Genomic DNA, 20,906 nt, shown 5'->3' with positions numbered 1-20,906 from the left:
TCGGATAAGATATCTAAATTATCTCAGCCATCCACAATTCTGCGGAACGGATCACCAAACACGTGCAGGGCTAGGAAGCGTGCAGGATCATATCCCGTTGCTTTTCCTACGTCCTGATTGGCTTTGAAGACCGCGTCTATTACCTGATCTCCAGCATCCCAACGTTCCAGGAAGGCCGGAAACCACCTCGGTGTAATCGACGAAGCGAGGGGCCACGGTGACGCCACAACCGTGGAGCATCCTCGGTCCAACAACTGACGCGTAAGCCCAATTGTCATGTTTGCCGCAGGGTGCTTGTCGCTACGGCCGCCGCTGCAGACAAACAAAACCACGACTCCTACATTGCGAAGAGCGTCTGCCAAGTCAGACGCAAGAATTCGCAAATTGCCTTCATCGGAAACCTGGTGAAAAAACGGTTCTCCATCCGCTACGCTGCCGTGGGCGGCTATCACCACAAGCTGCGAGCCGGCGAGGTCCTCCGGGAGCGCCGCAGCGGTATTGAGGGATATATTGCTCGCCTCGAAAGTTGGCTGTAACCAACGCCCTATGCTGCTCAGCGTGCCTTCTTGATTCAGATCCGCGGAAATCCATGCCTTTCTGGTTCCATTCGATTGCAGCGGCTGTGTGCGGGCGCTTTCCAACCAAGAGAGCGATGGCGCGGAAGCGATGGCACGGCTTCGCCCCGCGAAGTCGTTGTCGACCCAGAGCAAATTGAAGGCCAGCTGCTGGAGCTTGCTGTCGGTGACAAAGACAACCTTGTCCGGCAGCGGTGTCGATAGGCCAAGCCTTTCCGTCGACGTGTAAAACAGGTTCGCTGTTTTCTCATCGACGCCGTATCGATACGGGAATTCTTTGCTCCACTGTCGGTAATCTGACACGGAAAACGTGTTTGAGGGTTCGACACCTGGCGTGGATGCGGCCCCATTCTCCGCATCGAGCCGGATCAACCGGTCTTTCGCATCGATACCGATCATGACGAAACCAGCTCCCGCCGAATGTCTTTCCAGCATCGAAAGTGGTTCCTCTGGCCCTTTGAGGGCCGAAACCGGTTCGGATGTGGCCTGCCAGCCAGGTTTGGGCAACGCCCTGTCGGAAAGGAGTTCAATTGCGAGTGCAACGCCGAGACTCGACGAAGCGTCGGCTTCGTGGCCAAGAAGCTTTTTGACCACCGGCACCATCTTGCCCGAATCAAAGCCGGAATCCTCCGAATGTCGGGATAGTTCTATGCGCTCGTGAACCGCAAAAATCTGGTCGGCCGTCGGTCTTGCGGAGGCTGCCGCACGGGTCAACTGTTCGATCGGACCCTTAAGCCGCTCGACAAGGGTGTCAAAGAGCGCCTCGTCGTCAGGATCGACGTCTATCCCGGCCTCGCGCGCCCAAGCCAAAATTTGACCGAGTATCAATGTTACAGGTGCATGGTCGCCGGCGTACGATGCCGCGCGTCTTCCTAGGTCTACGGCGTCCTGCAGGAGGGCCGGCAACCTCGCACGAAATTCGTTCGCGTCGCGAAATCCCCCTTTCAGTTTCAGCTGGAGCGCAAGCAAATCGAGTTGAATGTCGTTTCCGTCAGAAAGCCCGAGTTCATCGAGAACCATGCGGGCATGTTCGGCCATGTGCTCTGCTGCTTTGATGAGCCCAACGTCCCGGAACGTCCCGGCAAGACCGTACATCTCAATCCAAAGCTGGTGCAGCGAAACCGGTCCGGCGAGCTTGGCCGCACACGCAAACGCGACTAAAGCTTCGATAGCATTACCCGAGCGCCGATAGACGTCACCGAATACCCCCCATGCAATACGTTGGCGTACGGGGTCCAAGCCAGAGCAGAGAAGAGCGTGCTCGGCATAATCTCGCGCCTCCTGGACTTTGCCGCGCCGCGAAAGCTGGATGGCGCCGACACCCATAAGTTCCAGGTCAGCTGGACCTAGTGATTCCGACATGGCGATGCTGACACCGATGCTTAACCAGGCTTTGAATTCCGCCAAATCGTCATCGGTTTCTGCGTCCTCCGCCAGCTGAGGTAGCATGGCCTTGAACGTAGCCACCAATCGATCGCCACTGCACGGGAGATCTTCGCTCGGAAACCTCGTTTTGCCGAGTGTAATGGGCGCTTCCCGTTCGAGCCACGCGAACGCGGCGCGGTGAAACGCCTCAAACGTCTTGAACTCTTCAGGGCTGATTGCGTCGACGTCGTCAGCCTGCTGGAAGTCTATCTCGCCGGCATAAGAAGACAGAATGATGCTGGCGATTAGCGCAATTCCGCTTTGCCCAGCGACTTGCAGATCGAGAATCCGAGCTATTAACAACCTCAATCTGCCTTCCGCAGGGTGTGTCGCGGCGTAGCGGAGGGGAATCTCGACTGCCTCCGTCAATCGTTCTGGCTCGACGAGCGCTCCGATGTTCCCCCGTGATTGCAGTAGTATTTGTTCCATAACGTCGACGGTAAGAAACGCCTTCCAACGCGGCGGCGACGGATTTTTATGCGCCGTAACGAGGTCGAACGCATGGAGGATCAATCCCCGCCGGAGTGCGTCTTGCACCAATGTCTGCTCGATCGTCTCCGCTCGTTGCGGATAGGCGAGCGTCAGATGTCGCCCAACGGTCGGATAGTCGGGGGGAGTTGGCGAGCTCAATTCGCCGGCAAATGCATCATAGAGCGCGGTCAGTTCGGGTTCTGCCTTACGCGATGCGAGGATAGCCGACGCATCGGCAAACCTCCCCGCCGATTTGTGTTCGGCGAATGTGCGATCGGCGAGGACTGGTGCATTTGGGTGGTGCTGCCTGAGCCGTGCTTCAATCGTTTGTTCCAAATCCGCCGCATCTAAACGGCTTGCCGTGCGAAGAGCGGTCTGGAGGTTCTCCATGGTTGAAAGGCTTGGTGCGCAAAGGCGCAGCAACCGCACCGCAAGAGCGCCCGCGCCAGCCTCCTCGGCGATCTTCGCCATCGCGAGTACGACCGGAGGATTCGATTTCTCATCAAGAGGCAGGTTTTCCAGTTCATGCAGAGTCTGGCCGGTGAGGCCTGCAAGATGTAGCAACTGGATTCTGAGATTTGGCTTCTCATCATCGAAGTTGGCGGGGAGCGTATCGACTTCCTGCAGCGCAACGCCCAGACGGCCTTCCCGTACTAAGCTGCTCCACTGCAAAGCCCGTACGGAGAGTTCACTCTGGAGATCGTTTTCAGCTGTTGCCAGGTAGACGTCTACGTCATCGTGGACATCGTGCAACATGTCTTGAAGAGCTGTTTGCACGGGAGCGAAGTGCCCGACATCGATCAAAAAATAGCTGCTGAGCCTCTCGCGCAAGCACGACGCGAGGTGAGCGATTTGCGGTACCCAGAAGTTCTCCTCCAGAGAGGATGCAGAGCCTATTTCATCGGGTGCAATCGGTCTCACAAGAGGGGAGCGGAAAAGAGCCGCATTCAGTATGATCATCGCGCTGTACGGTTGCCGTGCTGACATGCTCTCCACGAGGGCTAGGGTATCGTGGTTTTCAAGTTCGATGATCTGGCTCTCAGCGGGATCGACGCGTCCGGGATATCTCGCTATTGCTGCTTTCATAGCCTTGTCGAGGGTGGCCTTCCCGCCAGCCTGATCGCACGACACTGCCGGAGCCAGCACGAGAAATCCGGAGAACGGGTGTTCACGATCGGACGTCAGCCAAGACAAAATTCCATCGATGTACAGATATAAGCGAGACGGAAGATCGTCGTTGCCCAGGCACATTATATCGCTACCGGTGCTCGACGTCCGACTAGCGAATATCGGTCGTAGATCGTTAGAGACCGGTCGCGGCGCGGCCTCGTTTGTATTTTCTGACGACGCTTTGCCATTGGCATCCATGTGGTAACTCCGGCGATCAGCTTCCAAGGTTGGGCCAACCAGATTGGTTGGACGAAAAAGTGACCCAGTTCCAACGCTCGAATAGGGGCGTCAGGAGCCAATTGCGCGATTGTATTTGCTTGAATAGGTAATGAAAGTCACATCAACCTTGAACGTCAGAAAAATGTGTATTATTTTCTGACGCATGAAAACCATCACGTCTGTCCCGGATCAGATCATGAAGCGCGCCCGCGCGCGCGGGCGCGGCGTCGTCTTCACGCCAAGTGATTTTCTGGACGTGGCCGGGCGCGCGGCAGTCGACCAAGCCCTCTCCCGATTGGTCAAGATCGGGAAACTCCGTCGCCTGGCGCGAGGCCTTTACGACTTCCCGAAGGTTCATCCACAGCTTGGCCCGCTATCGCCGGCCCCTGATGATGTCGCCCACGCATTGGCGCGCGAGACCGGGTCGCAGCTGCAGATTGCGGGCGCGCGGGCGGCGAATGCCCTCGGTCTCTCCACGCAGGTCCCGAGCAAAAGCACCTATCTGACCAACGGTCCCTCGCGCCGGGTCGTGTTGGGCAAGCGGGTGGTCGATCTGCGTCATGCCTCGCCGAAGCATCTGATTGCTCCAGGCAGTGATGTCGGCACCGTCGTGCAGGCTCTTCGTCATGTCGGGGCGGTGCGTGCGGCCGATGTTGCACAAATCGCGGCGCGCCGTCTGTCGGCCAATGACAAGAAAAAGCTTGCCTCAACTGCAGTCCAGGCTCCCGCTTGGATGCGGCCGACGCTCGTCTCGATCGCCAATGCAGCATCCGGTGAGCTCGATGGATGAGGTCCCCCTCCTTCCGGCAGATGACAGGGCACCCAATAGCTTGCGCAGTTTGGTGGGCGCCGCGGGTCAGCAAGCGACCCTACGGTCGCGCGGGAGTATACAAACTGGCGGTCCCTATGGGCGCTAGTTACCCGACCAGGATCATCCTCGCTTTCCGGAGCGGTGGCGTCTGCGCCTTTCCGAAATGCGACAAGCACCTCACCTACGACGCGAAGGTCGGCGATGACACCTATGTCGGCGAGGCGGCCCACATTCGCGGCGAGAAGGCGACCGCCGCACGCTACGATGCCTCGATGACCGATGAGGAGCGCGACAACGTGCGAAACCTCATCTATCTCTGCACGGATCATCATACGATCATCGACAAGGTCGAGGCCGATTGGCCGACTCCGACGCTTCTGGCTCTGAAGGAAAGTCACGAGAAGCAGGTTCGTCAGGCGATGGAGGAAGCCTTCGCTGACGTCGCCTTTCCGGAACTGCAAAACGCCGTGTCCTGGGTCTCCAAGCAGGCGCCCGCCATCAACGGGTCGTTCGACCTGATCGCGCCGGACGAGAAGATCAAGAAGAACGCGCTCTCGAACGGGGCGCGGCACATTATCGCCGCCGGCCTGACCGCACGCGTGACCGTCGGTGAGTATATCGAGGCCGAAGCACAGCTTGATTCCGATTTCCCAGAGCGACTGAAGGCCGGCTTCCTCGAAGAATATTATGCGCGGCGAAAGGAAGGCCATAAGGGCGACGAACTATTCGAGCTGATGTGCGCCTTCGCCCAGCGCGGTCTGAAACGTCAGGCGGACAAGACCGCAGGGATCGCGGTGCTGGTCTACTTGTTCGAAATCTGCGATGTGTTCGAGAAATGATCCTTCCAACCAAACACATCCCGCAGAAAGAGGCGCTGATCGGAGTCGGCGCAACCCTTCTGGCGCACCTAGGCGGGCCAATGACGGTCTCCGGCCTGTGGGAGCGTCTCCGCTCAGAGCCTAACGTCGGTACGTTCGAGCGCTTCGTCCTAGCCTCCAACCTGCTCTATCTCATCGGCGCCATCGACATCAAAGACGGTCTGATCGTCAGGACCGCATCATGATCCGAGCCGTACGCGCCAACCAGAAGGGCTTTCACGCTGCCGCGTTTAAGGCTGGCATCAATCTTGTTCTTGCCGACCGCTCCTCGGCAGCCGGGGACAAGGACACGACGAACGCCCTTGGGAAGTCGACGCTGATCGAAATCATCGACTTCTGTCTGGCGAGCAACCCCTCGCCCGGAAAGGGCCTGCGCATCGAAGCCTTGCAGGGCTGGGCCTTCACCCTGGAGCTGACCATCGGTGGCAATGACGTCGCCGTAACGCGGTCTCCCGACGCGCCCGGGTTCTTCGCCGTCGAAGGATCGACCGTGGGGTGGCCTGTGCAGCCGGCCCCAAACAAGGACGGCATGCCAGGGCTCGACACGAAAAAGTGGCGAGCAGTGCTCGCCTGGGCGTTGTTCGGGATTAGCGACCTCGCATCTGAGTCCGGATACAAGCCGTCTGCCCGGTCGTTGCTATCCTATTTCGCGCGAAACCAGGCTGTTGCCTACAACACCCCGTTCAAACATTTCGACAATCAGAAGACCTGGGACATTCAGGTCCACAATGCCTTCCTGCTTGGGCTCAACTGGGAGAAGGCGGCCGCCTGGCAGCAGCTGAAGGATCAGAAGAACGCGCTTGATGCGCTGAAGCAGGCGATCAAGACAGGCGCGGTCGATGGTGAGCTTGCTTCCCTCGGTGAGCTTGAGGCCGAACGCCTGCGTCTCACCACGCAGCTTGAGCGGGAACGCGAAGCCCTGTCCACCTTTCGCGTTTTGCCGCAGTATCGCGAGATCGAGGCACAGGCGAACATTCTCACAAGCGAGATCCACGGCTTGGTAAACGCTAATATCGTGGATAAGCGCCGACTTGAGCGTTATCGCGAGTCAGTGGTGAACGAGGATGCACCGACGGCGGATCGTCTCGAAGCTCTGTATAACGAAGCCGGAATCGCGTTACCGGGCGCCGTTAGGAAAACTCTCGCTGATGCTCGCGCATTCAACGAGAAGATCGTCGCCAACCGCCGCGAGTTCATTGCCAGCGAGATTACCGCGCTCGAAGCTGCGGTGGTAAATCGCGATGCTCAGGTTGTCACTCTGACCGATCGACGCGCCGGTTATCTCGGCGCCCTGGCCGGACAAGGCGCCCTGGAGGAACTCACCCACCTGCAGGAACTCCACGCTGCGACGCGTCTCAAGGTGGATGAGCTGACCAACAGGATTACCCAGCTCCGCCAGATGACCACCAAGTCGGACACGATCAAGGTTGAAACCGTTGCGCTCAAACGGGCTGCAATACTGGATTATGAAGAACGGCGCGCGGTGTGGTCCCAGGCACTGAGCCTGTTCTCGGAATTCTCCGAGGCCCTGTACAATGCTGCCGGGAGACTGGTGATCGATATCGACGACACCGGATACAAATTCGACGTCGAGATAGCTGGCAGTCCCAGCGAGGGTATCAGCAAGATGAAGATCTTCTGCTACGACCTCATGCTCATCTCGTTCGCGCGCCAGCGTGGCCTGGGCATCGACTTCCTTATTCACGACAGCACCATCTTCGACGGTGTCGACCCGCGACAGCGCGCCCACGCGCTCGAACTGGCGGCGGCAATGTCTGCCAAATATGGCTTCCAATACATTTGCACGCTGAACACCGACATGGTTCCGATCAACGATTTTTCGGCAGACTTCGATTTCGCATCCGTGGTCCGCATGCGCCTAACCGACACCGACCCAAGCGGTAGTCTGCTTGGGTTTAGGTACTGATCGGAGGCGGAGTGGATGGCGCTATTCTCGCAAGACCAACTGGAGGCCATCGCTGGCGCGCTCGGCGATACGGAGGCGGGTTTGACCGGCCCCGAGATCCAGCACCTGATCGCATCGACCAAAATGTCCGATCCGGGGGCAATGACGAAGAGGGTCCGAATCTACAACGCGTTTGCTGAAAGTCAGAATACCAAACGCAACCGAACCAACATTTTGCAATTCATTCGTCTGGCGATGAAGCCAGCGCGCTACAGCCGCTCTCCCGAGCGTTATGAGCCGATGCGCGCACTGCTTAACCAGGCGCTCGCATTCGCCGGCCTGGTTGTCGATCAGACTGGGGAACTCAAAAAAGCCGAGATTGCACAAACCCTCCCCGAAGCCCAGCGACGGGCGCGCGAGCTGCGGGCCGATCTGGAAGGCCGCGGCGTCCACCCCGATGTACTCAGGTTTTGCCGAGCCGAACTTCTGGCAGACAACTATTTTCACGCCGTCCAGGAAGCAGTGAAGAGCGTCGCCGACAAGATGCGCACGCGCACCGGGCTTTCCGACGACGGCGCCGGGCTGGTCGATCGCACTCTTGGTGGCGAGCCTCCGCTCCTCGCGATCAATCCGCGCAGCACGGTAAGCGAACGGAGCGAGCAGAGCGGCTTTGCAAATCTCGTGCGCGGGACATTCGGGATGTTCCGCAATCCTACAGCGCACGATGCTCGAATTCATTGGGTGATGTCGAAAGAGGACGCAGAAGATCTGCTGACAATCGTCTCGCTCATTCATCGTCGCCTCGACAGCGCGCATATGCCCCCACGAGTTTAAGTGAGACCCAATGTGAACACGACAATTTGGCGAAGGAGATTGTAAGATTGGGTCTAACGATGCCGACCACCTGGCGCTACGGTTCTCCGGGAGCGATGCCGCCCTTCGCTGCGAACGCCTTTAACTCGCTGATCCACACGATCGCCGGCCAATCGGAATCGTCATGGTCGATCTTCGAGCTCTTCAAGGCGAAGTTCAGCGGCGGCTCGTCTTGGAGTTCGAGCGAAAGCTGGGCGATCAGCGATTTGCATACCGCAATGATGAGGGCCGCTGACAACGCCCCCGTATTCATCAGCGCGTTCTGGGACGGTTGCACCCAAGTGCAGGCGTCCCATCCGGAAGTCGGCTTGCCGGATGCCGATGTCGTCAATCAAATCCTCTACGAACACGAGGTCCCTTACGAGGTTAGGCCGCCCGCACTGCTGGCGCGCCACCCCCAGACGCCAATCGTCGTACAAGCACCGGAGAAGTCTCTTGGTGAGCGCGCCTTCGCCCTGATCCACGCCTCGCTGGACCAGGCCGATCGTCTGTTGCTCGAGCAGCGTCCTCGCCAGGCCGTTCAGGAGATTCTGTGGCTGCTCGAAACCGTTTCGACGGCTTTCCAGGGCCATGAAAGCGGAGCTGGCACGATCGAAGGGAAATATTTCAATGAGATCATTCGAACCATGCGCAATAATAATCGCGGCAGTGCCCTTGCTGAAGCCCTCGGATGGATGACGAAGATGCACGGATACCTATCCTCCCCAGGGGGCGGCGGCGTTCGCCACGGCACCCAGCTTGCGGCCGATGTCTCCCCTACGCTCAGGGAGGCACACCTCTACTGCAACCTGACCCGGAGCTATATCAACTACCTCCTGGCCGAACTGGCGGAACAGAACTAATCGCAGGAGTCAGCGATTCGTGTTGTTTTTCGTACACAAGAGAGTGGACGGCGAACCACACTATATTGCGCCGCGCTAGTTTCCGGAAATATTCCTAAGATGGAATGCAAGGCGCTGCGCTATCGTGCGGTTGCATCGCGGGCGACAGAGCGGACAACAGAAGGAAGTATACCAGGTGGGCGTATGATCAGTCGCGGTTCGGAATGGCATCGTTGGGAGCCCCATATTCATGCGCCTGGCACCGTCCTCAACAATCAGTTCGGTGCGGCCGATCCCTGGGGTGCATATCTCACATCGCTCGAAGGGCTGACGCCGAAGATCGAAGTAATCGCCGTCACGGACTATTACGTCACCGATACCTACGAACAGTTCCTTACCCATAAGGCCGCTGGCCGGTTGCCAGACGTGAAGCTGCTCTTTCCGAACATCGAACTGCGCCTCGATGTGGCGGCAAAGACGGGGTTCGTGAACATCCATCTGTTGGTGAGCCCCGAGGACCCAGATCATGTTGGCGAGGTCAAGCGGATCCTCAAGCGCCTGCAATTCGGCGCCCATAACGATCGCTTCGACTGCACGCGCGAGGAGCTGATCAAGCTCGGCAAGCGCTCCGACACCACGATCACCGAAGACGGCGCGGCGCTCCGCCACGGCGCGACCCAGGTGAAGGTAAACTTCGACCAATTGCGCAAAGTCATCCATGAGAGCGAATGGGCGAAAAAGAACGTCCTGATCGCTGTCGCGGGCGGCGCTGGAGACGGCACGTCTGGGCTGCGGCAGGCTGCCGACGCGACGATGCGTCAGGAAATCGAAAAGTTCGCTCACATCATCTTTTCGAGCAGCCCGGCGCAGCGCGAGTTCTGGCTCGGCCAGCGCGGTGTGCCGATCGAGGAGCTGCGTTCGCGCTATGACGGCTGCAAGCCTTGCCTCCATGGCAGCGATTCCCACGACCAGAAATCGGTGGGCCAGCCTGTCGACAGTCGCTTTTCGTGGATCAAGGGCGCTTTAGAGTTCGATGCCCTTCGGCAGGCCTGCATCGACCCCGAGGGTCGTGCCTATGTCGGCGAGCAGCCGCCGCGCTCGGCGATGCCATCGCAAGTGATCTCGCATGTCAGGATCGACGATGCGGATTGGGCGTCCACACCGGATATCCCGCTCAACCCTGGCCTCGTCGCCATCATTGGTGCTCGGGGGTCCGGCAAGACCGCCTTGGCAGACGTCATCGCGGCGGGGTGCGATGCAATTCCCCCATCCGGATGGGACGCGGACGAGAACAACAGTCCGTCCTTCCTGGCGCGTGCGCGCAGGCTTATCAGCGATGCGACGACGACGCTGACCTGGGGCGGCGGCGCAACGGTCACCCGCGCGCTCGACGGGAGCGATGCCAACGGCCATATGTCCTTTCCACGGGCCCGCTACCTGTCGCAGCAGTTTGTCGAGGAGCTTTGCTCCGCCAAAGGCGTCTCCGACGGTCTGGTCGAGGAGATCGAGCGCGTGATATACGAATCGCATTCGCCCGATGATCGCGAATGGGCGCTCGACTTCGCCGAGCTGCGCGAGCAGCAGACCTCCCGTTTCCAACAAGCGCGCGAGCGCGAGGCCCAGGCGATCGCCGACATCTCCGACCGTATTGCCACCGAGTTCGAGAAGGAGAGCCTCGTCGCCTCGCTGACCAAGCAGGTCGGGGAGAAGAACAAGCTGATCGCCGACTACGCTGCCGATCGCGCGAGGCTGGTCGTAAGAGGCACCGAAGCTCAGGTCGCCCGGCATACGCAACTCAGCGAAGCCGCTCAAAAGCTCCGCAGCAGCATCCAGAATTTTGGCAACCAACGCCGCACCTTCGTCGCACTCCACGACGAGGTCCGCTCCATGCGGGCAACCGGCTCGCCGGAGATGCTGCGGCAGGCGCAGGCCCGTCACGCCAATAGCGGGCTCAACGCCACGCAATGGGACGAATTCCTGCTGATCTACAAGGGCGACGTCGACAAGAGCCTTACAGCCTATGTGAACTGGGCGGATACCGAGATCCGTAAGCTTCAGGGCGTTCCCCCGCCGCCCGGCGATCCCAATGTCGCGCTCATCGCCGACACGGTTGATATCTCAACACTGCCCCTGGCGCCAATCATCGCCGAAATGACGCGGCTAGAAGCACTGTTCAGCGCAGATAAGGTGGTGCGAGATCAATATACGGCACTCACCAACCGCATCGCGCAGGAAAATTCCGCGCTCCAAACGCTGCAGACGCGCCTTAAAGATGCGGAAAGGGCCGCGGCGCGCCGCAAGGACCTGCAGAACGAACGTGACGACACCTACGGCCGCGTATTCGAAGCTATCATCAACGAGCAGAATACGCTGGCCGGGCTTTACGCACCCCTGATGGCGCGCCTCGCGGCCGCCTCGGGCACGTTGAAGAAGCTCAGCTTCTCGGTCCGCCGGATCGCCGACGTCCAGGCCTGGGGCACCTTTGCCGAGGAGGAGCTTCTCGACCGACGCAAAACCGGTCCCTTCTACGGGCGCGGTTCGCTGATCGCTGCGGCCACGGACGCGCTCAACTCGGCGTGGGAGACGGGATCCGCGGCTGAGGTACAGTCCGCCATGACGGCCTTCATGGCGAAATATCTGCGAGATCTGCTGACCCATGCACCTTATGCGCCGACCCAGCAGGCGGAATTCCGGGCTTGGTCGAAGCAGTTCGCGCACTGGCTTTTCAGCACCGAGCACATCACTGTCCGGTATGAAATCTCCTATGACGGCGTCGACATCCGCAAGCTCTCACCCGGCACGCGGGGTATCGTGCTTCTGTTGCTCTATCTGGCGCTCGACGATTCCGACGATCGGCCACTGATCATTGACCAGCCTGAAGAGAATCTCGATCCGAAGTCCGTCTTCGACGAGCTTGTCGCGCTCTTCATCGCCGCGAAAGCAAAGCGCCAGGTGATCATGGTCACGCACAACGCCAACCTCGTCATCAACACGGACGCGGACCAGATCATCGTCGCCGAAGCAGGGCCGCATCCCGCAGGCGGCCTGCCGCCGATCAGTTATGTGGCGGGCGGGCTGGAGAACGCGGCAATCCGCAAGGCGGTCTGCGACATCCTCGAAGGTGGCGAAGCCGCTTTCCGCGAGCGCGCGCGGCGCCTTCGCGTCCGCCTCGACAGATAGGATAGCGAGATGGTTACACGCGATATCGCCGCCTCCGATCCTCAACAGATCTTCGGCTTCCTGGCGGAGCGCGGCTGGTCTCGCCACAGCAGCGAAGACGCGGACCCAGACGCCATCGTCCGCGCGCTGGGCCAACTCGGTGATCGGCTCGGGACGCGCGTTCCGGGTCGTGCGGGCTCGCTCGAGGAAGTCGTCGAGCCGCGTGCCGCCGATGATGCGCATCCTCGATCCTTGAGCGCGCGCTACGGCCTGGGCGCCCTGCCGCTTCACACGGAACTCAGCCATCGCACTAGACCCTGCCGTTACCTCCTTCTCGGATGTATCGATCCGGGATCGCCGGCCGCTTCGACGATGCTTCTCGACTGGCGGACGCTCGGCTTTTCGCAGGAGGAGCTTGACCTTCTCGAAGACGCTCCGATCCTTGTTCGCACCGGTCGGCGCTCCTTCTACTCGACGATCCTGTCGCCGGGCCGAGCTTTCTTGCGGTACGATCCCGGCTGCCTTGAAGCCTTGGACGAGCGCGGCCGGACGGCCCTGGCGCTTATCGAGGACCGGATCGCCGGCGCCCACTCAGAGGCGCATCATTGGCGCCGGGGCGACATCCTCATCATTGACAACTGGCGCGTCCTGCACGGGCGCAGTCCGTCGGACCGAGGGTCCGGCCGCCGTCTAGCAAGGATTCTCATCGATGCCTGAGGAAGTCTTCATCGCAATCAACGGCGACGCTCTCCATACAAAGTCGAAAGTTTACATCGGCCGAGCCCTTGTTCGGAAGGGCGCCAGCGATCTAGACGAATATCAGCTCTGGGCCTCGCTCGCGCTCGAGCTGCTCGGCAAAGCCGCGCTCGCCCGGAAACACCCGAGCCTTGTGGTCGATCCGACGCACTGGCAGTCGATGTTCGTCGCCGCCGGTATCAATGTCACGACCGACGTCAAGACGATCACCGCCAAGACCCTGTTCGAGCGCCTCGCACACCTCGTCCCGCGCTTCGACAAGACGGTGCAGAAATTCTGCCAAGACATCGCCGAGCGTCGAAATGCCGAACTGCACTCGGCCGACCTTCCGTTCCGCACCATGCGTCTCGACGCCTGGGAGGCGCGCTATTGGCATGCGTGCGATACGATCCTGCACCAGATGGGATCGTCTCTGGAGCAATGGCTTGGGGCGGCCGATGCCAAGGCGCCCCGTCAATTGCTCGACGAAGCCGCCAAGGCCCTCGAAGCGGCGGTCAAACTTCGCGTCGAAGCTGCAAGGGAACAGTTCGAGGCATTGAGGAGGGCCGAGCGGGAACGTCTGGCCGCCGAAGCCGAATTGCGCGAGCCGCAGCATCAGGCGGGAATCTTCAAGGGCCGCTACGACGAGATCTGGACCGAGAGCTGCCCGGCCTGCAAATGCAGAGCGTTCATGACCGGCGAGCAGACCGGTGAAGATATCAGCGAAGAGCGCGACGAGTATGCGATCTGGGAAATCGTCGACCGCGAGTTCGTCGGCGAAGAGTTTCGCTGCCCGACATGCGAACTCGCGCTGATGGGAAGCGACGAAATCGGCGCGGGCGGACTGAACTACATCCACGAGGACCAACAAGAGCGCGAAATGGAATACGAGGCCGACTACGGCAACGACTGACCATCGGCGGAGAAATATACAACGGGGCAACACACATGCCGGTCTACTTCATAGGCGAGGATGAAAACGGATGCTCGCCGATCAAGGTCGGCGTAGCCAAGGACATCGGCCGGCGGAAGAGCGACCTGCAGACCGGAAATCCGCTCGAACTCAAACTCCTCGGTTGGATCACGTCGCCCGACGATTTCGAGACCGAGCGCGATCTGCACCGTCGCCTCGCATCCCGGCGCGGCCGCGGCGAGTGGTTCTACATCGAGCCGGCCGACGTCCTGCCTTTCCTGATGGAGGTCGGACAGCGTGGTTTCGTCGCGAAGAATGCGGATGCCTTCGAAATCACCGGCTACGATCGCGACGCCATCCCCGAATATCTCGGTGTGTGGGAATGGGCCGACCTCGAAATCGACGAATGCTGTCCCTTCTGCGGATGCCTTTGCGGCATGCATTTTCAGGACGCCTCTCAGATGTACTACTGCATCCAGTGCGACACGCTCACCGACTTCTCGGAACTGTCCCCGGATGACCGCGACGGGCGAGAGGACTGACTGGCCTCAAGACCAACAACGAATGGGGGCATAACATGAGCATGCAATGGCTATTGGCGCGAGCACCGGGATTCCACGCGCTGCCCGAAGAGGACCGCGCAGCGATCTTCAACTTCACTTTCCTGTGGAGCCTGTTCGAGGCCCAAGTCATGGGCAATTTTGCGCGCGCCGATCTCATTTGCGCGAAGGCCGACGAGTGGCAAGACGCCGGCACGCTCGACGCCGACCAGTATGATGGAGAGCTGGCTTATTTTCGCCAGCGCTATTTCGCCAACGGGCAATTCACGCACCACTTCGCCCACCTGCATCTTCGCCCCGCCGATCAGCCCGACCTCGTCCGGTCGGTCCTCGACGGGAGCAACAACGACCCGCGCGATCGGCTGCTGACCGTGCTGATAATCGTCTGGCGCTTTCGCAACAATCTGTTCCACGGCGAGAAGTGGACCTACCAGCTCCAGGGCCAGCACGCGAATTTCACGCACGCCAATGCCGTGTTGATGCGGCTCCTCGAACGGCATGGGCAGTTGGCAGCCTGACGGCGTCAGGTGCTCCCCGGCTTCCGCCAGAATGGTTCGTCCGCATAGATGCTGACGCCCATCTGTCCGCGCGGATTTTCGGCCGCCCAAGCCAGCACCTCTTCGGTCGGGACGACCAGTCTGGTCTGGCCGGTCGGCTCCCAGCAGTTCTTGCCGGACTTCATGTAGAAGTCTCCGACACCTTCCACGTTGATCCGGCCGGTGCGCATGCGCCGCAAGCCGAAGGCCGTGATCTGGTACGTCAGGACGCCTCCGTGGGTCCGGCGAACAACGGCCGCCGATCCCTCGGGTTGATTGCGGTAGTAGTCTTCGATCTCGGCCTCGGTCTGACGGGCGCATGGCGAAAGCTTACGGTCTGGCACGGCAATCCTCTCGTTCGGGGGCTGTCGGCCCTCCGCTGCACACAGGCGGTGACTAATCCCTGGTGGCGAACACCTTGCGCGTTCCCTGCATCAGCAGATTTCGTCGATCTCGAGGCGACGATCTAGCTTTGATCCAGACCAATTGGCCCTCGTGGCAACGCCGGCACCATCGTTCGTGCAGGTAGAGAGCCACGCTTTGGTTGCGCTGAAATCAGTTAGTATCTCAGCAAGTTAAGCAGCGGCTTCACACATAGTCCCCAGAAATTCCGCATGCCCCGAAGGATCTGCTTCAAATATTTGCCATTCAAGATGCGTACTCTGGTCTGCTTTCCAGTTCCGCTCCCCACAGCCGCCCGTCCATTCACGGCGCCATACAGCCGCTCTCCGGACACAAACCGACCTTCACCGCTGAGCAGTTTGAGCACGTTAGCCCCTATTCGAATAACAGGGTCGAAGGTTCTGATCCTTTCAAGGCGGCGAATCTCACGCTTCGAGTGGCGCGATGAGATTTTTTAAGAGATTACCCGATGGAAAATGGCTCGAAACGCAAGGGCATGCCCCGCTCTAGGGTTACGAGCTCCGGTGGCAGGATTGCCAGACCGGCGGCTTGGGCCATGGGCGACAGGCTTCCCGACGATCCGCGGCCCAGCATTGCCAGCACGGGAGTGCCAGAAGCGTCGCGACTCTGAAGTCGAACGGGGACGAATTCCGTTCGGCCCTCCTTCTTGCGCAACCCAAAGTCGGAGATCGCCGGCATCCAGACGGGATCCAAATGCTCGATCCCGGCCACAGCCCTGATCGCCGGCAGCGCAATCTTGTCGAGTGTCACGGCGGAGGCCATGGGATTCCCAGGCAAGCCGATAAAGAGCGCCGACCCTAGCGTGCCGAAGGAAACCGGCTTGCCCGGTCGCATGGCGACATCAAGCACGCCGAGCGACCCGCCGCAGCGTGTGAGCGCGTCCCGCACATGATCCTCGCCACCCCTGGACATCCCGCCTGACGTCACGACGATATCGTGCTCCGTAGCAGCGCTGTGAATGATATTGGTGGTCGCCTCAATCGTGTCCGGCGTCGCCCCGAGATCGCGGACTTCGAGCCAGGGATGCGACAGCATGGAGGCGAAAAGGTAGCGATTGGAATTATAGATCTGGCCAGCCGCCAAGTGCTCACCCGGCTCTTTCAGTTCAGAGCCTGTCGTAATGAACCCGAGTCGGATCTTTCGAACGATGGAAATCCGAGACAAGCCTGCGGCCGCGAGCAGCGCAATCCGGTGTGCTGTCAGAACCGTCCCGGCCTTGAACAGCAAAGAGTTTTGGTCGACATCTTCGCCCGCCCTGCGGATGTTCTCGCCTGGGCGGGGACGGTAGGCGGTGGTGAACTGGCGATCATGCCGCGAACATTTTTCACGGATGATCACGGCGTCGAAACCGGCCGGGATCATCGCGCCGGTGAAGATTTCCACGGCCTCAGCATTTTCGAAACTGCTGCTGCTGGCCTGATCTCCGGCTGCCACTCTGTCTGCGACCAGAAAGGTCCAGGGACCACTGCCGGAAAAACCCGCCGTGCGAACCGCAAACCCGTCCATCGCCGAATGATCGAAGCGCGGCAAGGCACAGGGCGAGCGGATGTCGGCGGCCACCACGCGGCCGCCTGCAGAAAACAGATCGAGGTCTTCGGTAGCGGTCACGGGCCGGCACAGGCCGATGGCGCGGGCCACCGCATCGGCAACCGACAACATGGGGCGAGCAGCTAAGGCTCGCCCGCAGTCGAGAGCAGCGCGGTCGAACAACGCGGCACGGTCCGCTGGCATGTAATTCATCAAGGCCTCCCAACCACGATTAAAGGGACAGGTGTGGAGATCGCGACCTCCTCTGTGAGGTCGCGACACCAGCGCTTCACGGGGTGCTGATTGTTTTCAGGTAAGCGATGACGTCGGCCACATCCTCGGGCTTCTTCAGGCCGGCGAAGGCCATCTTGGTTCCCTTGATATAGGCCTTGGGATTGGCGAGATACTCGGTCAAGTGGGCTTCGTCCCAGGTCCAGCCCTCTTCGGCCTTTGCCTTGAAGGCGGGCGAGTAGTTGAAGCCCTCGACGCCTGCGACCTTCCGGCCGATGATGGCATTCAGTTCAGGACCGACCTTGTTGGCCGCACCCTCGCCGACGGCATGGCAGGCGGTGCATTTCTTGAAAACGACCGCGCCTTTTTCCGCGTCGCCCTCGGCCATGGCGGGGGATGTTGCAATCAGGCACAGTGAGACTATCGAAAACAGTTTCCGCATTTGTATTGTCCATATGTTTGAAGGAGTGGGCGGCGCTACTGGCCGCCCACGTCTGGAGGGAAGAGTGGCAGGGGCCACTCGCTGTGTCCTCAAGCCGACCGGTATTCTTTCGACTTGAAGGTCAGATGAGCCACGTTTTTAGGCGCATCCGAAATCTTGCGGATATTGCCCCAGGTCTGCTTGTAGTTTGGGATGATCAACTCGTTCGTGCCGGCGCTGGTCACATTGCCCTGCACGCCAGTCGGGAAACCGAACAACATGAAGGTTTCGCCGCGGCGTGCGGTCGGTGTCGGATAGGCCATGGCCTGGGTCGCGCCGGCATCATTGTAAATCTCGACGAGGTCCCCCTCCTTGAGCCCCGCTTCCACCATGTCCTCCGGGTTCATTTCGATGAACGGATAGGGGAACCGGTCCATGACGAAGTCGTTTTCCTGGTCAAGATAAGCGGATTGCCAGACCACATTGGCGCGCCCGTTGTTGATCAGATATTTGTGGTTGTCCTTCTGCTGTTGCTTGCCCGGTGCCTGCAGTCCGCGCCACGGTGCGTCCATGAAGCGCGCCTTGCCATCGTCGGTCGAGAACACGCCGTCGGTATAGAGCCGCTGGGTGCCGGCGATCTTGCCGTCGGCAAAACCCGTCGCCGGCTCCTGGAATCCGTTGGTGCCCATGGCGCTCAGGCGCTCATAGGTGACGAATTCACCGCCATGAGCGTGTCTGTTGTAACCGTCCATGAAGGCGTCTTCCTCGGTCTGCCAGTCGAAGCCCTTGAACTTGCCGGCATAGGCAGCGTCGCCCATCTCGGTCAGCACCCGTTCCATGGTATTGGCTAGCCGGGCGGCGATCAGGCAGTCCGGCATGGATTGGCCGGGCGGGTCCATGTAGCGCTCGGTCAACCGCATCCGGCGTTCGCCATTCATCGAAGTGAGGTTCATCTCGCCCGACGTGGCCGCAGGCAGGATGACGTGACAGGCCTCGCCGATCTTTGTCGGGATGATGTCTATATTGACGGCGAACAGACCACCCTGGTTGATCGCAGCGACGATGGCGTTCACCATGGCCTCGCGGTCGCCATAGGGAGCGACGCTCATCGCATCCTTCACCATGTCGGTGCGCTTCTTGTAGACGCGCTTGAACTCGTGGGCGTTGAGGGTGGTCTTGTAGTGGTCGCAGCCCCAAATGTGGTGCACGCCCCCTTGGCCGCCGATCAGCAACTGGTCGACATAGGCCGCCGGCCGGCCGACATGGGCGTCGGACGGGCGCACATAACCTTCCTGGTGACCGCCGAGGCGAACGACGCCACCGCCAGGACGACCGATATTGCCGGTGGCGAGGGCCAGATTCACCAGCGCGCCGTTGGTGCGGTAATTGTCGTTGCCCCAGATCAGGCCCTTCTCGTAGCCGAACATGACGCGTCGACGCTTGCCGCCTTCCTTCGGCATGGCAATCCATTCGGCGGCTTTGATGATCTGGGATTGGTCTAGCCCCGTTATTTTCGCGGCTTCCTCGATGGATACGCGGCACCCTTCGACGGCATCCTCGAAATTGGACAAATGTCCAGGCTTGCTGTCCGATCCGCCACGCGCGGGATAGAGCGGCGGCCGTGCTACACCTTCCCGCAAGGTCGATTTGTCGATGAATTCGCGGTCAACCCAGCCCTTATCAGCGATGTATGTAAACAGCGCATTGAATAGCGCTAGGTCGCTGCCGGAATTGATCGCGAGATGCAGGACGTTGTCCTTGCCAGCCGTTTCCTCGCTCGCATTGACGGTCACCGTGCGGCGCGGATCGACAATGATAATCCGGCCCGCTTCATGCGGCTCGTCTGGCATGATCTGCTTTTTCTTCTCGAGACTTTCGCCGCGCAGGTTCGGGATCCAGTGATTGAGGAAATAGTTTGTCTGGGTCTCCAGCGCATTGGTGCCGACCGCGACGATCGTGTCGGCCAGTTCGGCATCCTCATAGCAGTTGTTCAACTCGCCGACGCCCATGTCGCGGGTACCGTGGACTTCCGAATTATAGGCCGGGCGGTTGTGGATACGGATGTTCTTGACCTTCATGGCCTCGAAATAGAGCTTGCCCGTGCCCCAGGTGTTTTCGTAGCCGCCTCCGGCGCCGCCATGGTCGAAGGCCGAAACGATCAGAGCGTCCTCACCCTTCTCCTTGATGATCTTCGCCGTCACGCGGGCGACAAGATCAAGCGCATCGTCCCAGCTCGTCGGCTGCATCTGTCCATAGCGCCAGACGAGGGGATCCGTCAGGCGCTGTTGCTGGGTGTTGCGGGCTTCGGAAAAGCTCGTTTCGGCCATCCTGGCTCCGCGAACTGAACCGAGACCGGTGTTCACCACGCATTCGTGGTCCGGCTTGATGACGACATGAACGTCGCGGCCATCCTGTTTGACGACATTGTACATGGATGGCGAATACCAGGCGTCAGTTTCCGCCTGTTGCTGCTCGGACAGATCGACGCCGAACACGTTTTTCTGCGGGTCCGTGCCGCCCTGTTTGTTGATTGGCCAGGTGTAGGCGTGATAGCCGCAGCCGACGATGCAGAAGTGGCAGGTGACGTTGTGCTTCTTTGCGTCCGCGGGAATGATCGGCAGACGGTCGATGTGACGTTTGAAGGCCATGATCTTCTTCCCTTATAGAACGTTGGACAGGCGGCCGTAGATGAGCTCATCGACGCCTTCGGCGAAGATGTCACCGTTATCTGCGACGCGGAGCACGTATTGAGGCAGGTTCTGCGTGGACTGTCCCCAGACCTGCTGGCCTCCCTTTTCAGCATCGAACACCGAGAAGTGGCCGGGACAGTTGAACGTCTTGTTGTCGGCGGTATAGCTCAGCGGAAAACCCTTGTGGGGGCAGATGGTAGAAAAGCCGACGATGTCGCCATCGGGACCGACGCCGCCTTCCACGCGCGTCCCGAGTTTGAGAAGAACGCCCGAGGCATCTTCATCGGGATAGGCGACGTCGAGAGGTTCGTTGAGGGTGAGTTCCGAGATGTTGGCGAGACGATTGGCGGGATAGTCCACGCCGGCCGCAGCGGTAGCGGCTCTTGCCTGTGGCGCGCCGACGCCCGTGACGACGACACTAGCGCCCGCGGCGGCCAATGCCCCTCCGCGTAGGAACTGGCGTCGACCGATATCGACCATGTTTCGACAGCGTGACATGCGATCCTCCTCCATTGAATGTCGAAGGTCGAATTGCAATAGCTGTGCCAACAGGTAGAGGGCT

The 20,906-nt window shown here is 60.2% G+C and carries 17 protein-coding genes; 11 read left to right on the top strand and 6 right to left on the bottom strand.

Annotated elements, in window-relative coordinates; translation table 11 throughout:
• Positions 1-23: 23 nt before the first annotated feature.
• Positions 24-3,839, bottom strand: coding sequence for a CHAT domain-containing protein (locus BLJAPNOD_RS27515; protein ID WP_015647678.1), 3,816 nt, complete (start codon positions 3,837-3,839; stop codon positions 24-26).
• 217 nt (positions 3,840-4,056) lie between these two features.
• On the opposite strand from BLJAPNOD_RS27515, the gene BLJAPNOD_RS27510 reads away from it, so the two are divergent.
• The 11 genes from BLJAPNOD_RS27510 to BLJAPNOD_RS27460 all read left to right on the top strand — a co-directional run bounded on the left by BLJAPNOD_RS27510 (position 4,057) and on the right by BLJAPNOD_RS27460 (position 15,034).
• Positions 4,057-4,650 carry a DUF6088 family protein gene (locus tag BLJAPNOD_RS27510; RefSeq protein WP_115422196.1) on the top strand — a complete coding sequence of 198 codons (594 nt, stop codon included), beginning with the start codon at positions 4,057-4,059 and terminating at the stop codon, positions 4,648-4,650.
• Between the two features lie 116 nt (positions 4,651-4,766).
• Complete coding sequence (locus BLJAPNOD_RS27505) at positions 4,767-5,510, top strand: HNH endonuclease (protein ID WP_115422181.1); 744 nt, start codon at positions 4,767-4,769, stop codon at positions 5,508-5,510.
• Positions 5,507-5,734, top strand: a complete 228-nt coding sequence (locus BLJAPNOD_RS27500) for an ABC-three component system middle component 6 (protein WP_115422180.1) — start codon at positions 5,507-5,509, stop codon at positions 5,732-5,734. The genes BLJAPNOD_RS27505 and BLJAPNOD_RS27500 overlap by 4 nt, the downstream gene beginning before the upstream one ends.
• On the top strand, positions 5,731-7,476 hold the full coding sequence (locus BLJAPNOD_RS27495; RefSeq protein WP_015647681.1) for a DUF2326 domain-containing protein: 1,746 nt from the start codon (positions 5,731-5,733) through the stop codon (positions 7,474-7,476). The genes BLJAPNOD_RS27500 and BLJAPNOD_RS27495 overlap by 4 nt, the downstream gene beginning before the upstream one ends.
• 15 nt (positions 7,477-7,491) lie before the next feature.
• Positions 7,492-8,289, top strand: coding sequence for a TIGR02391 family protein (locus tag BLJAPNOD_RS27490; protein WP_015647682.1), 798 nt, complete (start codon positions 7,492-7,494; stop codon positions 8,287-8,289).
• A 59-nt stretch (positions 8,290-8,348) separates the two neighbouring features.
• Entirely contained in the window at positions 8,349-9,170 is an 822-nt protein-coding gene (locus BLJAPNOD_RS27485; protein ID WP_015647683.1) for a hypothetical protein, read from the top strand.
• A gap of 183 nt (positions 9,171-9,353) precedes the next feature.
• Entirely contained in the window at positions 9,354-12,329 is a 2,976-nt protein-coding gene (locus tag BLJAPNOD_RS27480; RefSeq protein WP_015647684.1) for a TrlF family AAA-like ATPase, read from the top strand.
• 9 nt (positions 12,330-12,338) lie between these two features.
• Positions 12,339-13,025 carry a TauD/TfdA family dioxygenase gene (locus BLJAPNOD_RS27475; protein ID WP_015647685.1) on the top strand — a complete coding sequence of 229 codons (687 nt, stop codon included), beginning with the start codon at positions 12,339-12,341 and terminating at the stop codon, positions 13,023-13,025.
• Positions 13,018-13,956: a hypothetical protein gene (locus tag BLJAPNOD_RS27470; RefSeq protein WP_015647686.1), complete on the top strand. Its 939-nt coding sequence runs from the start codon at positions 13,018-13,020 to the stop codon at positions 13,954-13,956. Before BLJAPNOD_RS27475 ends, BLJAPNOD_RS27470 begins: the two co-directional genes overlap by 8 nt.
• Before the next feature lie 35 nt (positions 13,957-13,991).
• The gene (locus BLJAPNOD_RS27465; RefSeq protein WP_015647687.1) at positions 13,992-14,498 is read left to right on the top strand and encodes a GIY-YIG nuclease family protein; all 507 of its coding nucleotides are present in this window, start codon (positions 13,992-13,994) and stop codon (positions 14,496-14,498) included.
• A 35-nt stretch (positions 14,499-14,533) separates the two neighbouring features.
• Positions 14,534-15,034: a hypothetical protein gene (locus tag BLJAPNOD_RS27460; RefSeq protein ID WP_244611120.1), complete on the top strand. Its 501-nt coding sequence runs from the start codon at positions 14,534-14,536 to the stop codon at positions 15,032-15,034.
• A 5-nt stretch (positions 15,035-15,039) separates the two neighbouring features.
• Here BLJAPNOD_RS27460 and BLJAPNOD_RS27455 read toward each other — a convergent pair whose 3' ends face one another.
• The 5 genes from BLJAPNOD_RS27455 to BLJAPNOD_RS27435 form a co-directional block, all read right to left on the bottom strand.
• Positions 15,040-15,396, bottom strand: a complete 357-nt coding sequence (locus BLJAPNOD_RS27455) for a hypothetical protein (protein ID WP_015647689.1) — start codon at positions 15,394-15,396, stop codon at positions 15,040-15,042.
• Between the two features lie 520 nt (positions 15,397-15,916).
• A complete protein-coding gene (gene glp, locus BLJAPNOD_RS27450) occupies positions 15,917-17,215 on the bottom strand; it encodes a gephyrin-like molybdotransferase Glp (protein ID WP_082179013.1) in 1,299 nt (432 codons plus the stop codon).
• A 76-nt stretch (positions 17,216-17,291) separates the two neighbouring features.
• A complete protein-coding gene (locus BLJAPNOD_RS27445; protein ID WP_015647691.1) occupies positions 17,292-17,675 on the bottom strand; it encodes a cytochrome c family protein in 384 nt (127 codons plus the stop codon).
• Positions 17,676-17,764: 89 nt separating this feature from the next.
• Positions 17,765-20,302 carry an arsenate reductase (azurin) large subunit gene (locus tag BLJAPNOD_RS27440; RefSeq protein ID WP_015647692.1) on the bottom strand — a complete coding sequence of 846 codons (2,538 nt, stop codon included), beginning with the start codon at positions 20,300-20,302 and terminating at the stop codon, positions 17,765-17,767.
• Between the two features lie 12 nt (positions 20,303-20,314).
• Positions 20,315-20,842, bottom strand: a complete 528-nt coding sequence (locus BLJAPNOD_RS27435) for an arsenate reductase (azurin) small subunit (RefSeq protein ID WP_015647693.1) — start codon at positions 20,840-20,842, stop codon at positions 20,315-20,317.
• Between the last annotated feature and the right edge of the window lie 64 nt (positions 20,843-20,906).

Source organism: Ensifer sp. M14 (assembly GCF_003355565.1).
In the GTDB taxonomy this organism is placed as follows: domain Bacteria; phylum Pseudomonadota; class Alphaproteobacteria; order Rhizobiales; family Rhizobiaceae; genus Ensifer.
The sequence above is the reverse complement of the archived record's forward strand: the minus strand, read 5'-3'. Positions and strand labels throughout refer to the sequence as shown.

Excerpts from the sequence above, each read along its gene's own strand:
- BLJAPNOD_RS27500 (WP_115422180.1), top strand. The coding sequence starts at position 5,507 with ATGATCCTTCCAACCAAACACATCCCGCAGAAAGAGGCGCTGATCGGA.
- BLJAPNOD_RS27435 (WP_015647693.1), bottom strand. The coding sequence starts at position 20,842 with ATGTCACGCTGTCGAAACATGGTCGATATCGGTCGACGCCAGTTCCTA.
- BLJAPNOD_RS27485 (WP_015647683.1), top strand. The coding sequence starts at position 8,349 with ATGCCGACCACCTGGCGCTACGGTTCTCCGGGAGCGATGCCGCCCTTC.
- BLJAPNOD_RS27440 (WP_015647692.1), bottom strand. The coding sequence starts at position 20,302 with ATGGCCTTCAAACGTCACATCGACCGTCTGCCGATCATTCCCGCGGAC.
- BLJAPNOD_RS27505 (WP_115422181.1), top strand. The coding sequence starts at position 4,767 with ATGGGCGCTAGTTACCCGACCAGGATCATCCTCGCTTTCCGGAGCGGT.
- BLJAPNOD_RS27470 (WP_015647686.1), top strand. The coding sequence starts at position 13,018 with ATGCCTGAGGAAGTCTTCATCGCAATCAACGGCGACGCTCTCCATACA.
- BLJAPNOD_RS27490 (WP_015647682.1), top strand. The coding sequence starts at position 7,492 with ATGGCGCTATTCTCGCAAGACCAACTGGAGGCCATCGCTGGCGCGCTC.
- BLJAPNOD_RS27460 (WP_244611120.1), top strand. The coding sequence starts at position 14,534 with ATGAGCATGCAATGGCTATTGGCGCGAGCACCGGGATTCCACGCGCTG.
- BLJAPNOD_RS27515 (WP_015647678.1), bottom strand. The coding sequence starts at position 3,839 with ATGGATGCCAATGGCAAAGCGTCGTCAGAAAATACAAACGAGGCCGCG.
- BLJAPNOD_RS27480 (WP_015647684.1), top strand. The coding sequence starts at position 9,354 with ATGATCAGTCGCGGTTCGGAATGGCATCGTTGGGAGCCCCATATTCAT.
- glp (WP_082179013.1), bottom strand. The coding sequence starts at position 17,215 with ATGAATTACATGCCAGCGGACCGTGCCGCGTTGTTCGACCGCGCTGCT.
- BLJAPNOD_RS27445 (WP_015647691.1), bottom strand. The coding sequence starts at position 17,675 with ATGCGGAAACTGTTTTCGATAGTCTCACTGTGCCTGATTGCAACATCC.
- BLJAPNOD_RS27475 (WP_015647685.1), top strand. The coding sequence starts at position 12,339 with ATGGTTACACGCGATATCGCCGCCTCCGATCCTCAACAGATCTTCGGC.
- BLJAPNOD_RS27495 (WP_015647681.1), top strand. The coding sequence starts at position 5,731 with ATGATCCGAGCCGTACGCGCCAACCAGAAGGGCTTTCACGCTGCCGCG.
- BLJAPNOD_RS27510 (WP_115422196.1), top strand. The coding sequence starts at position 4,057 with ATGAAGCGCGCCCGCGCGCGCGGGCGCGGCGTCGTCTTCACGCCAAGT.
- BLJAPNOD_RS27465 (WP_015647687.1), top strand. The coding sequence starts at position 13,992 with ATGCCGGTCTACTTCATAGGCGAGGATGAAAACGGATGCTCGCCGATC.